Origin of the sequence: Cellulophaga sp. RHA19 (assembly GCF_002813425.1) — a bacterium.
GTDB lineage: Bacteria > Bacteroidota > Bacteroidia > Flavobacteriales > Flavobacteriaceae > Cellulophaga.
On sequence record NZ_PHUL01000001.1, the window covers coordinates 1,615,546 to 1,630,217 of the forward strand.

The window sequence follows — 14,672 nt, forward strand, 5'->3', positions numbered from 1 at the left end:
GTGTGTTTAATTCAACATTTTTTTATGAAAGAGAGGTTAATATCACAAGCCATTAATGTATTAGAGGAAAATTTTCAACCAGGAGGGTTTACAATTCCGTGTAAAGGATTGTATCCTTTTCAATGGAAATGGGATAGCGGTTTTATAGCCATTGGTCAGGCTTATTATGATGTGTCTAAAGCAAAGCAAGAAATTTCTACTTTGTTAGATGCGCAATGGGATAATGGTTTTATACCACACATTGTTTTTCATAACGAGAGTGATACCTACTTTCCAGGAGCAGATGTGCACAGATCAGATTTAAGTCCTGTGTCATCTAAAAAGTACAAGTCAACAGGAATGACACAACCTCCTGTTACTGGTTTTGTGCTAGAAGAAATGTATAGAATAGCAAAAGACAAAGAAGATATGTTTGGCTATATAAAAAGTCAAATAGACAAGGTTTATGACAACCATAAGTATTTTTATCAAAACAGAGATGTAAATGATGAAGGGTTGGTCTTTATTTACCACAATTGGGAATCTGGAACAGATAACTCTCCTATTTGGGATGATATTTGGAAAACAATGAACCCTCCAGATTATACTTTTGAACGTAGAGACACTACACACGTAGATGCATCACAAAGACCAAGTAAAAGAGAGTATGATCATTATTTGTATATCATAGAAATAGCTAAAGAGCATAATTATAACGATGCTAAAATAGCAGAGTTATCTCCTTTTTTAGTAATAGACCCATTATTTAATGCTATGTTAATAAAGTCTAATCAAGCATTAATTAACTTGTATACACTTATTGGTGATAATGATGATAAAATAGCACAACTTGTAAAATGGCAAGGAAAAAGTATAAAAGGCTTTAACAAAAAGTTGTGGGATAAAGATTTAGGTGCTTATGTACACTATGATTTAAGAAAGGATAAACCAATAAGTTTTGTAACATCATCATCTTTTTCTCCTTTGTTTGCAAACATACCAAGTAAAGAGAGAGCAGATATTTTGGTAAATACAATGATGACAAAATTTGGAGGAGAAGATAAGTACTTATGTGCTTCTTTTGATCCAGAAAGTGATCGTTTTGACCCTAAAAAATACTGGAGAGGTCCTGTTTGGATTAATATGAACTGGATTTTGTTCTACGGATTAAAAAATTACGAGTACAATAATATTGCAGATCGCATAAAAGAAGATTCTATAGAGCTTATTGAAAAATTTGGCTTTTACGAGTATTTTAACTGTAAAAAAGGAACAGAGGATGCTGGTTATGGCGGAGATAATTTTTCATGGAGTGCAGCATTGCTTATAGATTTTTTAAATAATTAATTAAACCAGAGTATGAACTATATAGACTATGCAATTGTTGGGCTTTACCTTTTTGGGTTCTTGGCAATGGGCTATTTTTTTAAGGAAAATAAAGACTCTAAAGACTACTTTTTAGGAGGTAAAAGTCTTGGGTGGTTTCCTTTAAGCCTATCTACCATGGCAACACAATTGTCTGCTATTAGTTTTATTTCTGCACCAGCATTTGTTGGATTAAAATTAGGAGGTGGGATGAAATGGCTAACGTTTGAGTTTGCCGTTCCATTAGCAATGATTTTTATAATGGTCATTATAGTTCCTCCTTTGTTTAGATCTGGAGTTGTTAGTATTTATGAGTTTGTAGAAAGACGTTTTCATTCATCTACACGTATGCTTTTAAGCGTGGTTTTTTTAATAAGCAGAGCTTTAGCAACGGGAGTAATGGTATACACTATTTCTATAATATTGCAAGCTGTTTTAGATATAGATTATGTGTATACAGTATTAATTATAAGTGTTATAACTATAATTTATTCTTGGCAAGGAGGTATGAAAGCCGTTGTTTGGGGAGATGCAATACAAATGATAATACTTTTTGTAGGCTTAATAATATGTCTTTTTTATGGTTGGTCTTTACTAGATAGTCATGGAGGTATAGGACAAGGTTTTGCTCCTGAAAGATTACAGGTAATAGACTTTAATTGGGGAATAGGAGAAGGCCAAGAATATGGTTTATGGCCAATGTTAATTGGTGGTTTCTTTTTATATGTTTCTTATTATGGTTGTGACCAAACACAAGCACAAAGATTGCTGTCTGCAAAAAATGAAAGTACCATACGCAAGTTGTTATTAGCAAACGGACTGTTGCGTTTTCCTGTTGTATTACTGTATTGTACTATAGGTTTGGTTGTAGGTACTTTGGTTATAAAAGCCCCCGATTTTTTAAATGATATTGCTGTAATGACAGAAAAGTATTTTCCTGCAGAATATGCCGCTACTGGCGCTAAAGCAGATTTAATGATACCTATTTTTATTACCAAATATTTACCCCACGGGTTAATTGGTCTGTTAATGGTAGGAATACTTTCTGCAGCAATGTCTACTTTAAGCTCAACAGTAAATTCACTATCTGCAGTTACAGTTGAAGATTTTTTTAATAGAGGAGGTAAAAAAATATCAACAAAAAAATACATGATGGTCTCTAAAATCTCAGTGGTTTTTTGGGGTCTTGTGTGTATGGCTAGCTCGTTTTTGTTTGGTGGCAGTAAAAGTGCAGTAATAGAAATTATAAATGCAATTGGTTCTGTTTTTTATGGACCAGTTTTAGTAACCTTTTTGCTAGCTATGTTTTCAAAAAAGGTAAACTATAAAGGTATAAATGCAGGTATTTTAATAGGTGTTTTGGTTAATCTTATTTTTTCTAAAACAATGCAAAATATTGTAGGCATAGATTTAGGAATACATATTTTTTGGATATGGTTAAACTTTACAGGTGTGCTATTAACTTTGGCTATTAGTTATTTAGTAAGTTATTTAACAGGTTGGCAAAAAGACACTAGTAATTTATTGATAAATGTATTTCCTAAAAAATCAGATTTTTTAATAAAAGAAGTTTATATATTATTAGGCTTTTTTGTTGTTATACTTATTCTAAGTTTTCTAATTCCCCAAATATATAGTTAGCATGAATTATTTAGTTATTCCAGATAAGTTTAAGGGCTCATTAACTGCTAATGAAGTAATACAATCAATTACTAGTGGTTTACAAAGAGCGGACAAATCACCTTCTGTAAAGTCAATTTTAGCATCAGATGGTGGTGACGGTTTTTTAGACGCCGTTGCTTGTAAAATTATGGTGCAAAAAGTATATGTAGATACTATAAATCCAATAGGAGATAAGCTAAGAACATATTACTTACTTAATAAAGACACTAAAACGGCTTACGTAGAGCTTGCTAAAGCATCTGGTTTAGAGTTGTTAAAAGCCAAAGAACGTAGTGCTAAAAAAACATCTACATTTGGTACAGGTCTTTTAATTAAAGATGCCATTAAAAAAGGCGCAACAAGTATTTATTTAGGTCTTGGCGGTAGCGCAACTAATGATGCTGGTATGGGATTGGCTGCGGCTTTAGGGTATTCTTTTTTTAATGAAGACGGTATGGCATTAAACCCAATTGGAGAAAATTTGTCTAAAGTTTTTAAAATAGAGCGCAATGCTACGGTTACTATTTTAAATAGGATAAAATTTTATGCAGTTAATGATGTAGATAACCCTTTGTTTGGTGAAAATGGAGCTGCAAAAGTTTATGCAAAGCAAAAAGGAGCAACTGCAAAAGATATAGAGATTTTAGATAAAGGACTAGAGTACTTTAGTTCTGTTATAAAACATTCTATGCTGTTAGATCATTCATTTTTGCCAGGAGCTGGTGCTGCTGGAGGAACAGCTTTTGGTTTAAAAACTTTTTTTAATGCCGAATTTATTAGCGGTGTAAAATTTTTACTAGAACTAACAGAGGTTCCAAAAATGCTAAAGACTAAAAAAATTGATTGTATAATTACTGGTGAAGGTAAAATAGACAGTCAAACTAATAATGGAAAGCTAGTAAAAGGTGTTGTAGATTTAGCTAGGCATTATAATATTCCTGTAATTGCCATTTGTGGTAAATTAGACGCAGATGAGGAACAGTTAAGTAAAATTGGTTTAAATGAAGCATTAGAAATTTACGATCCTAAAAAAGGAGTAGATTATAGCATAAAAAATGCAGCTATGCTTGTGGAAGAAATTATATATCAGTTTTTTAAAAATGGTAGGCGTAAAGCACAAAAAAAAGTTAACGTAAGTAAAATTCTTTCAAAATTTAATATATTTTAAGATAAACTGTAGGTTTTTTAAGGTTTCTTTAAGAGGTATCGTTTAGGATAAAATTACATTTGCTTGGAACGAACTAAGCAAAACCCAAAATGAAATTATTTTTATCGCTAGTACTAATGCTAACCACATTAGCTAGCTTTTCTCAATCTAAACAGAAACCCTTTGATGTTTCTGGGATTATTATTACAGCAGACGACAACCAACCATTAGAGTCTGCAACTGTTTATTTGCAAAGAGTAAAAGACAGTTCTTTAGTAACATATACAATTACAGATCAGGACGGAGCTTTTACCTTAGAGGGTAAAACCTATGATGCAAGTTTAAATATGTTTATCTCATACATAGGCTATAAAACTTACACTAAAAAAATACAAATATCAAAAGACAAAATTAATTTAGGTCAGGTTAATTTACAAGTAGATGAAAATTTACTAGATGAGGTTGTGGTTAAGGCTACAGCGCCAGTAACTGTAAAAAAAGACACATTAGAGTTTAATGTTAATTCTTTTAAGACTAAAAAAGATGCAAATGTAGAAGATTTGCTAAAAAAGTTACCAGGTGTAGAGGTAGATGAAAATGGAAAAATTACTATAAACGGTAATGATGTTAGTAATATTTACGTAAACGGGAAACCTTTTTTTGGTGACGATCCTACAATTACTACGCGGAATTTAACTAAAGATCTTATAGAAAAAGTACAAATTACAGACACTAAAACAAAATCACAAGCTTTTACAGGTGAGGAGTCTGAGTCTGAAGCTAAAACAATTAACCTTACTATAAAAGAAGAAAAAAACAAAGGTGTTTTTGGTAAAGCCTCTGCCGGTGGTGGTACAGATGAACGGTATGAAGCAGCTGCAATGGTAAACCTTTTTGATAACGACCAAAGATTAAGCTTACTCTTTGGTGGTAATAATATTAATTCTGCTGGCTTTAGTTTTGGAGATTTAAGTAATATGTTTAGCGTTGTTGGTGGCGGAGGTGCTGGCAGTGGAATAACAACTTCTAAAAATGCCGGATTAAATTATACAGATAAGCTAAATGATAAAGTAGATATTTCTGCAGATTACTTTTATAAAGAAAGTAATACAGAGAATGATAATGCAAGTCAGCGAGAAAATATTTTACCAGACTCAAGGTATTTTACAAACTCAAGATCCAATTCTCTTGCAGATAATTTTGAGCACGAAGCAAACTTAGAATTAGAAATAGAGCTAGATTCTACATTGCGTATAGATTTTGAACCAACTTTTACTTACGGAAAAAATACAAGTTCATACACAAGTATGGAGGAGTCTAGAAATGAGGAAAATTTTATTACCAATGAATCTGCATCTAATTCTTTTTCTGAAGGTACATCTAGTAATTTTAGAAACGATATAGATATTACTAAAAAAATAGGGTCTAAAGGTTCTTTTTTACGTGTAAGTATTACTAATGGAATTAGAGAATCTAACACAGAAAACTTTCTTAATTCACAAACAGAAATATACGGTGATAATGCAGAGTCTATTAGTAGAGATCAGTTTACAGATGGAGAGCAAAAAACTACAACTTTAAATACAGGACTTACATATAGAATTCCATTAGTTAAAGATGTACTTTCTTTAGATCTTAAATATGATTATAGGTCAGATAAAGATGAAGATGTAAAAAGTACTTTTGACTTAGATAACACATCACAAGAATTTACTAATTTTAATAAAGCTTTAAGTACAGATTTTGAATATAAAAACGATAGAAGCACTCCAGGACTTCGTTTAAATTACAAAAAAGATAAATTAAGTCTAAATTTTAGAGGTAGTTATATTTATAGAACGCTAGAGAATAAAGATGCGTTAAGACCAGAGCTTAACTTAAAACGTAATTTTGAGGCCCTAGAATTGTCTTCTAGGTTTACTTATAGGTTTAGTCCTAAGGCTAGAATTTTTGCGCGTTATTCTTTAGACAATAATACACCAAGTTTAAACCAGTTGCAACCTTTTGAAAATGTTAACGACCCATTAAATACCGTAGTTGGTAACCCTGGTTTAGAGCCAACCACTACTCATAGGCTAAATTTAGGTTATGGCAAACATAATTTTCAGAAAGGATTAACTATTTGGTCTTATGCAGGTTTTAATATTGATAAAAACCAAATAGTTGCTAAAACTACTATTAATGATGACTTTGTTAGAAGTACAACGTACGCTAACGTAAATGGCGGATACAGCGCAAGAGGTAATATTTTTGCAAGCAAAACTAAAAGGTTAGACACTTTAAGAACATTAAAATTTGGAGTAGGATTTTTTGGTAACGTTAATAAGTCTATCAATTTTAATAATAATATTAAATATAGCGCAACAAATACTTCTTTAAATCCATCTTTAGAGCTTACGTTTAATTGGAAAGATGTTATGGAAATTATACCTAGGTATTCTGTGTCATTTACTAAAAATACTTTTGATTTAGATCAATTTAATAATCAAGATTTTAAATATCAAACTTTAGGTATAAGAACAGCTACTTTTGTGCCTAAAAAATTAGAGTGGCGTAATGATGTTAACTATACATACAACCCAAATGTAGGGCCAGGTTTTCAAAAAAGTGCTTGGTTTTGGAACACAACTTTAGCGTATTCTATTTTAAAAAATAATGGTACAGTTTCTTTAAAAGCATATGATTTGCTTAACCAAAATACAAATGCAAGGCGTATAGCAACGGGGAACTACATACAAGATAGTCAAAGCACGGTGTTGCAGCGTTATTTTATGTTAAGCTTTAGTTGGAAATTTAATAGCCTTGGAAGTGGTAAAATGCCACAACAAAGAGGCAGAAGAGGATCTTACCGTCACTACGGATAAATATTTTAAAAGAATAGTAGAGCATAAAAAAACTCCCTTAACTACATTAAAAGTTAAGGGAGTTTTTTGTTTTTTTAATGTTGTTTACCAACCACCAGAAGCGCCACCGCCACCAAAGCCGCCTCCGCCAAAGCCACCACCAAAACCTCCTGTGCTGCCTCCGCCAAAGCTGCCGCCTCCGCCAAAACCACCAGAAGAACCTCCGCGGCCAAGGTTGCTTAATATTATAATATCTAACAAATCTATTCCTGTAGATCTGTTGCCACCGTTATTGCCGCCATTGTTTCTCTTTTTGTTTATCAATATTAAAATAATAATAAAGAAAACAATAAAAGGTAAAAAAGATTCTAAACGAAGCTTAGTAAGATTTCTATCTTCTTTAAATTCACCTTTTAACGCGCTAAAAATAGCATCTGTACCGTAGTTTAAGCCGCTGTAATAATCTCCGCTTTTAAATTGGGGTATAATTACGTTGTTTATTATTTGGTGGGCTGTAATGTCTGGTAATCTTCCTTCAACTCCGTAACCAGTATTTATGGCAATTTTTCTATCATTTTTAGCTAATAGAATTAAAATACCGTTGTCTTTTCCTTTTTGACCAAGCTCCCATTTTTGTCCCCATTGTGCACCCAAAAAGTTAATGTTTTCACCTTCTGTACTTGGTATAACAGCAATAACTATTTGTGTAGATGTGCTGTCAGAATAACTTATAAGTTTGCGTTCTAAACTACTTTTATCAGTAGGAGATAAAAGATTGGCATAGTCATATACACTAGTTTCTAACTCGGGTTTTTCAGGAATTTTATATTGTGCAAAACTTAAATTTGCTACAACAAAAAATAAGAGTAATAAGTTAACCTTTAGATATTTCATTACTAAGTTCATTGGCATCAGTATGTAACCAAGGAAAATGAGTTTCTAACTCTTTCCCGGCTTTTAAAACACCATTAATAATTCCTTGTTTAAAATTTCCTTTGGTAAATTCAGCTTGAATAGCATCTTTGGTTGTATTCCAAAAATCTTTAGGCACAGCATTATTTATGCCTTTATCACCATAAATAACAAACTTTTTATCAAGCACAGCAATGTAAAGTAATACGCCATTTTCTGCCTTAGTGTTGTCCATTTTTAAATAATGAAAAACTTCTTGAGCTCTTTTGTAGTGTTCTATATTGCTTTTTGCTTCAATATGTACTCTAATTTCACCAGAAGTATTTTTCTCTGCAGCTACAATGGCAGCTACAATTTCTTGTTCTTCAGTAGCAGTTAAAAACTCTTCAACCTTAGACATAGGACTATTATTTAAAGTCAAAACTTGCATCTGGTGCTTTTTCTGAACCTTCATCAGCACTAAATAAAGCCATTGGTTCAAAATTAGCTATAGCGGCAATAATGTTTGTAGGTATCTTTTTTATATGAATATTATAGTCTCCTGCAATATCATTAAATCTATTACGCTCTACGTTTATTCTGTTTTCTGTGCCTTCTATTTGTGTCTGTAACTCTAAAAAGTTTTTGTTAGATTTAAGGTCAGGATAACGTTCTACAGATACCAATAATTTGCTAAGTGCGCCAGTTAACCCACTTTGCACTTTGCTAAATTGCGCTATTTGTTCTGGTGTCATATTAGATGGGTCTATGTTTATAGACGTTGCTTTAGCTCTTGCATTTATAACACCAGTTAAAGTGCTTTTTTCAAAATCTGCTGCACCTTGTACTGTTTTTACTAAGTTACCAATAAGGTCATTTCTTCTTTGGTAAGAGCTTTCTACATTTGCCCATTGCTTAACAGCTTGTCCTTTCATTTCTACTAAGGTATTATTTGCGCTAACATACCAGCCGCCAAGAGCTAGTAGCAATACAACAAAAAAGGCAAGTACAATTAATAATTTTTTCATAGTTATGTTTTTAGTGTTTAGTTTATATGTAATTAATGGTTATAATTGATCTTTTATTTTTAGAAGCTCTGACTTAACATTCTCTAGTTTTGTAATAATATCAAAATTAGAAAGTGTTTTTTTCTTTTCTTCTTTTAAATGAGTTTTGGCACCATCTAGTGTAAAGCCTCTTTCTTTTACAAGGTGGTAAATTAACTGTAAATTTTTTATGTCTTGCGGAGTAAATTTACGGTTGCCTTTTGCATTTTTTTTTGGTTTTAAAACATCAAACTCCTTTTCCCAAAAACGTATTAAAGACGTATTTACGTTAAAAGCCTTGGCTACTTCGCCAATACCATAATATCTTTTTTCTGGAAGTTGTATATGCATTAATCCAATGATTGATTTTCTTGTGATGCGTGTTTCAGTAAATTTTCAAACTCTATAGCAGAAAGGTTACCGTAGTAGAAATTAATAGGATTAATTCTGTCACCATCTTTCCAAACCTCATAGTGCAAGTGTGGAGCTTCAGATCTACCAGTACTACCTACAAAACCAATAATATCTCCTCTTTTTACTCTTTGCCCGGCAGTAACATTGTACTTGCTCATATGCGCATAAAGTGACAGGTAGCCATAACCGTGGTCTATACGTACGTGTTTACCATAACCTGTAGAGCTAGCATCTGCTCTAGTAACTTTACCGTTACCAGATGCGTAAATTGGTGTTCCTCTAGGAGATGTAAAATCCATTCCCCAGTGCATTTTACGTACTTTGGTAAATGGGTCAGATCGCCAGCCAAAACCAGATGCCATACGTGTTAAGTCTTCGTTGCTAACTGGTTGTATAGCAGGTATTGCTTCTAAAAATTTTTCTTTTTCTTCGGCAAGTTTGGTAATTTCATCTAAAGATTTAGACTGTATTACCATTTGTTTTTGTATAATTTCTAATCGTTTAGTGGCATCAATAATCATTTCAGAATTGTTAAAGCCTTCTAGAGACTTGTATCTGTTTACACCACCAAAACCTGCACGTCTTTGTTCTTCTGGTATTGGGTTAGCTTCAAAATATAAACGATATATGTTATTATCTCTATCTTCTATATTAACCAATACTTGTTCCATTTGCTCCATTTTTTTGTTAAGCAATTCAAACTGAAACTCATAATTATGTAGTTCTCTCTGTAAAGAAAGTTCTTTGGGTGTATTAATTAAATTGGTATTTAATAGAAGTAGCAACCCTAAAAAACCCAATATTGCAGCACCCATAAACATTAGCGCTACGTTGCGAAATTTTTTAGACTTTTTAAGCTCTATCTTTCTGTAAGATAGAGTGTCTGGATCATAATAATATTTAACTTGAGACATAAAGGGAATTTATCCTATTTTTGCACTTTTAATTTATCAAAACAAACAAATATAAAAATTGTTTTGCAGAAATAGTTAATTTTATAAAAAGCTTACCATTTTAGGGTGGTATAAGCTTTGTAATTTAATGTTATTTGCGTTAAATATAACGTTTTTTAACAAACTAGAGCAGCCAATTAAATTTACAAACATAGCAACAGATGAAATCTCAAGAAATAAGATCTCAGTTTTTAGAATTTTTTCAGAATAAAACACACAAAATTGTTTCTTCTGCCCCAATGGTCATTAAAGATGATCCTACTTTAATGTTTACCAATGCTGGGATGGTACAGTTTAAAGAGTTTTTTCTTGGAAATACTGAAGCCAAAAATACTAGAGTTGTAGATACTCAAAAATGTTTGCGTGTTAGTGGTAAGCATAACGATTTAGAGGAAGTTGGTAAAGATACCTACCACCATACAATGTTTGAAATGTTGGGTAACTGGAGCTTTGGAGATTACTTTAAAGAAGAGGCTATTGCTTGGGCTTGGGAATTGCTAACCGAAGTTTTTAAAATTGATAAAACAAGTCTTTATGTTACTGTTTTTGAAGGAAGTAAAGACAGAGATAATTTAGATATGGACCAGGAAGCATTAGATTTATGGAAAAAAATTATTCCAGAATCTCAAATTCTTTATGGTAATAAAAAAGATAACTTTTGGGAAATGGGAGATCAAGGACCTTGTGGACCTTGCTCAGAAATACACGTAGATATTAGATCTGCAGAAGAAAAAGCAAAAGTTTCTGGTGAAGACTTGGTAAATATGGATCATCCTGAGGTTGTAGAAATATGGAACCTTGTATTTATGCAATACAACCGTAAAGCAAACGGAGAATTAGAAAACTTACCTGCAAAGCACGTAGATACAGGTATGGGATTTGAACGTTTGTGTATGGTAATGCAAGGTGTGCAGTCTAATTATGATACAGATGTTTTTACTCCTATCATTAGAGAAATAGAGACTATTACCAATGCAGAATATAACAAAGAAGAAGAAATAAATATAGCAATACGCGTTATTGCAGATCATATTAGAGCTGTTGCTTTTTCTATAGCAGACGGTCAGTTGCCAAGTAATACAGGCGCTGGTTATGTTATACGTAGAATTTTAAGAAGAGCAATACGTTACGGGTTTACTTTTTTAAATACTAAAGAACCTTTTATGTATAGGTTGGTAAATGTGCTAACTAATACTATGGGTGATGCTTTCCCAGAACTTAAAGAGCAAAAGCAATTAATAGAGAATGTTGTTAAAGAGGAGGAGCACTCTTTCTTAAAAACATTAGACCAAGGCTTGGTATTGTTAGATAGTGTTATTAACAACGCATCATCTAAAAATATAGATGGTAGAAAAGCATTTGAACTGTATGATACATATGGTTTTCCTATAGATTTAACTGCTCTTATTTTAAGTGAGCGCGGGTATACTTTAGATGAAAAAGGGTTTGAAGCAGCAATGCAAGAACAAAAAAAACGTTCTAGGTCTGCGTCTGAAGTATCTAAAGAAGATTGGGAAGTTTTATTGCAAGATGCAGAACAAGAATTTGTTGGGTATGATGCTTTAGAAACAAATGTACGTTTGGTAAAATACAGAAAAGTAACGTCTAAAAAAGATGGTGAGCAGTATCAGTTGGTATTTAATATAACTCCTTTTTACGCAGAGGGAGGCGGACAAGTAGGAGATAAAGGGTATTTAGAAGCACAAAACGGAGATGTTGTGTATATAGTAGATACTAAAAAAGAGAATAACGAAATTATTCACTTTGCTAAAAATTTACCTAAAAATACTACAGATACTTTTAAGGCTGTTGTAGATGTTAAACAGCGTCAAAGAACAGCAAGTAACCATACAGCTACACACTTATTGCACCAAGCATTAAGAGAAGTTCTGGGTACACACGTGGAGCAAAAAGGTTCTGCTGTACACTCTAAATACTTACGTTTTGATTTTTCTCACTTTTCTAAAGTTACTGCAGAGCAGTTAAAAGAGGTAGAAGATTTTGTAAACGCAAGAATAGAAGGTAACTTACCTTTAGAGGAAAAACGTAATATACCAATGCAAGAGGCTTTAGATGCTGGTGCAATGGCATTGTTTGGAGAAAAATACGGAGATACGGTTAGACTTATACGTTTTGGGCAGTCAGTAGAACTTTGTGGAGGTACACACGTACAAAACACAGGAGATATTTGGCACTTTAAAATTAAGTCAGAAGGTGCAGTTGCTTCAGGAATACGTAGAATAGAAGCTATTACTTCTGATGCTGTTAAAGATTTTTATGCAGCTAATAGTGAAGTTTTAACAGATATTAAAGAGGTATTAAATAATGCTAAAGATCCTGTAAAAGCTGTAACTTCTTTGCAAGAAGAAAATAGCAAGCTTAAAAAAGAAATAGAGCAATTATTAAAAGATAAAGCTAAGAACTTAAAAGGCGATTTGTTAAACGAGTTACAAGATGTAAATGGCGTGCAATTTTTAGCTAAAAAAGTAGATTTAGATCCTGCAGGGATTAAAGATCTATGTTTTAATATGGGTGCAAACGCTACTAATATGTTCTTGCTTTTTGGAGCAGAGAACAATGGTAAAGCTACCTTGTCTTGTTATATATCTAAAGAATTAGCAGGCGATAAAGATTTAAACGCGGGTACCATTGTACGCGAACTTGGTAAATACATTCAAGGAGGTGGCGGTGGCCAACCATTTTTTGCAACTGCAGGCGGTAAAAACCCTGGCGGAATTACAGAAGCTTTAGAAAAGGCAGTATCTTATATAAATTAAAATAGTGTATGAAACTACAAACTAAAGTACCACTTAAGCCAAGTACGTTTCAAATAGACTATTCTAGTAAGCTATTGTTATTGGGTTCTTGCTTTGCAGAGCATATAGGTAATAAGTTTACGTATTATAAAATGCAAGCCGCAACCAATCCGTTTGGTATTTTGTTTCATCCGCAAGCAATAACGCAGTTGATAAAAAATGCAGTTTTACAAGAAAAATACACAGAGGAAGATATATTTAAACAGAATGAGCGTTGGCATAGTTTCAACGCTCATTCTAGTTTAAGCACGCCATTAAAACAAGAACTACTACAAAATTTAAATACAGCAGTAGTAAAAACTAAGTCTACTTTAGATACCGCTACACACGTGGTAATTACCCTAGGAACTGCTTGGGTGTACAAACACTTGGAGTTAAGTAAAGTAGTTGCAAATTGTCATAAAGTGCCACAAAAAGCCTTTAAAAAGCAATTGTTAACCGTGGCAGAGATAGAGAATAGTTTACAAGAGCTTATTACATTGGTAAAAAGTGTAAATGCTAATGCTAAATTTATTTTTACGGTTTCTCCTGTTAGGCATATAAAAGATGGTTTTATAGAAAATCAGCGTAGTAAATCTCATTTGCTAACTGCTGTACATAACACCATAGAATTAGAAAAAAATAGAGGTACTACTTTTTATTTTCCTAGTTATGAGATTATGATGGATGAGTTGCGTGATTATCGATTTTATAAAGAAGATATGGTACACCCAAGCAAATTAGCTGTAGATTATATTTGGGAGAAGTTCTCTAGTGTCTGGTTAACTAAAAAGGCCTTAGAAACTACTGAAAAAGTAGGCGCTGTACAAAGAGGATTAGAGCATAGACCATTTAATTCGCAATCAGAGGAGCATCAGAAATTTTTAAAAAATATTCAAGAAAAAATTACGTATCTTCAAAAAGAATATCCTTTTATTTCGTTTTAATTATGAAGAGAATCCTTGTAGGAATTATTATTGTTTTAGTAGCTTTACTTGTATTTAAAACTTGTTCAGATAAAAAAGAAGAACAATCTATTTTACAAGAAAACTCAATGTTAATACAGCAGCAAATACAAAATGTATCTAAGCTTGTGGTAACCGAAGGTCACTTTGCAGAGGTGTATAATTACAAAGATTCTCAGCAGCTTTTTGGGCCGCTAATTACAGCAGAAAAAAAAGCATTGGTTGTAGTAAATGCAGATGTTACTGTTGCTTATGATTTAAGTAAAATTGTTTTTAATCTTGATGAAGAAAACAAGGTGTTGCAAATAACAAGCATACCAGAACCAGAAGTAAAAATAAGTCCAGATTACGAATATTATGATGTTACGGCCGACTTTTTAAATCAGTTTGATGCTAATGATTATAATAAAATAAAGAAAAACGTAAAAGCATCATTACTTAAAAAAGTTGAAAATTCAACCTTAAAAACAAATGCGCAAAACAGACTTTTAAGTGAGCTGTCTAAGTTTTATGTATTAACAAATTCTTTGGGGTGGACATTACAATACAATGACAACCCAATTAATAAAATTGAAGAGTTAAATTACATTAAAGAGTTAGAGTTACAATAAC

Annotated in this window: 12 protein-coding genes; 7 read left to right on the top strand and 5 right to left on the bottom strand. The window is 32.4% G+C overall.

Features of this window, described 5'->3' with window-relative positions; all coding sequences use genetic code 11:
- Positions 1-24 precede the first annotated feature (24 nt).
- From AX016_RS07220 to AX016_RS07235, 4 genes are all read left to right on the top strand, one after another.
- Entirely contained in the window at positions 25-1,326 is a 1,302-nt protein-coding gene (locus tag AX016_RS07220) for an MGH1-like glycoside hydrolase domain-containing protein (protein WP_100894974.1), read from the top strand.
- Positions 1,327-1,338: 12 nt separating this feature from the next.
- A complete protein-coding gene (locus AX016_RS07225; protein ID WP_100894975.1) occupies positions 1,339-2,985 on the top strand; it encodes a sodium:solute symporter family transporter in 1,647 nt (548 codons plus the stop codon).
- 1 nt (position 2,986) lies between these two features.
- Positions 2,987-4,174, top strand: a complete 1,188-nt coding sequence (locus AX016_RS07230) for a glycerate kinase (RefSeq protein ID WP_100894976.1) — start codon at positions 2,987-2,989, stop codon at positions 4,172-4,174.
- Between the two features lie 89 nt (positions 4,175-4,263).
- Positions 4,264-7,017 carry a TonB-dependent receptor gene (locus tag AX016_RS07235; protein WP_100894977.1) on the top strand — a complete coding sequence of 918 codons (2,754 nt, stop codon included), beginning with the start codon at positions 4,264-4,266 and terminating at the stop codon, positions 7,015-7,017.
- Positions 7,018-7,101: 84 nt separating this feature from the next.
- Here AX016_RS07235 and AX016_RS07240 read toward each other — a convergent pair whose 3' ends face one another.
- The 5 genes from AX016_RS07240 to AX016_RS07260 are packed head-to-tail and all read right to left on the bottom strand — an operon-like array spanning position 7,102 to position 10,261.
- A complete protein-coding gene (locus tag AX016_RS07240) occupies positions 7,102-7,890 on the bottom strand; it encodes a TPM domain-containing protein (protein ID WP_198519412.1) in 789 nt (262 codons plus the stop codon).
- On the bottom strand, positions 7,871-8,308 hold the full coding sequence (locus AX016_RS07245; RefSeq protein ID WP_100896820.1) for a TPM domain-containing protein: 438 nt from the start codon (positions 8,306-8,308) through the stop codon (positions 7,871-7,873). The genes AX016_RS07240 and AX016_RS07245 overlap by 20 nt, the downstream gene beginning before the upstream one ends.
- 7 nt (positions 8,309-8,315) lie before the next feature.
- On the bottom strand, positions 8,316-8,915 hold the full coding sequence (locus AX016_RS07250; protein WP_100894979.1) for a LemA family protein: 600 nt from the start codon (positions 8,913-8,915) through the stop codon (positions 8,316-8,318).
- A 39-nt stretch (positions 8,916-8,954) separates the two neighbouring features.
- Positions 8,955-9,284 carry a MerR family transcriptional regulator gene (locus tag AX016_RS07255; RefSeq protein ID WP_100894980.1) on the bottom strand — a complete coding sequence of 110 codons (330 nt, stop codon included), beginning with the start codon at positions 9,282-9,284 and terminating at the stop codon, positions 8,955-8,957.
- The gene (locus AX016_RS07260; protein WP_100894981.1) at positions 9,284-10,261 is read right to left on the bottom strand and encodes a M23 family metallopeptidase; all 978 of its coding nucleotides are present in this window, start codon (positions 10,259-10,261) and stop codon (positions 9,284-9,286) included. Before AX016_RS07260 ends, AX016_RS07255 begins: the two co-directional genes overlap by 1 nt.
- A 200-nt stretch (positions 10,262-10,461) precedes the next feature.
- Here AX016_RS07260 and alaS point away from each other — a divergent pair, with 200 nt between their 5' ends.
- The 3 genes from alaS to AX016_RS07275 are packed head-to-tail and all read left to right on the top strand — an operon-like array spanning position 10,462 to position 14,671.
- Positions 10,462-13,077 carry an alanine--tRNA ligase gene (gene alaS / locus AX016_RS07265; protein ID WP_100894982.1) on the top strand — a complete coding sequence of 872 codons (2,616 nt, stop codon included), beginning with the start codon at positions 10,462-10,464 and terminating at the stop codon, positions 13,075-13,077.
- A gap of 8 nt (positions 13,078-13,085) precedes the next feature.
- The gene (locus tag AX016_RS07270) at positions 13,086-14,042 is read left to right on the top strand and encodes a GSCFA domain-containing protein (protein ID WP_100894983.1); all 957 of its coding nucleotides are present in this window, start codon (positions 13,086-13,088) and stop codon (positions 14,040-14,042) included.
- 2 nt (positions 14,043-14,044) lie between these two features.
- Positions 14,045-14,671 carry a DUF4230 domain-containing protein gene (locus AX016_RS07275; RefSeq protein WP_100894984.1) on the top strand — a complete coding sequence of 209 codons (627 nt, stop codon included), beginning with the start codon at positions 14,045-14,047 and terminating at the stop codon, positions 14,669-14,671.
- Position 14,672: the final 1 nt, after the last annotated feature.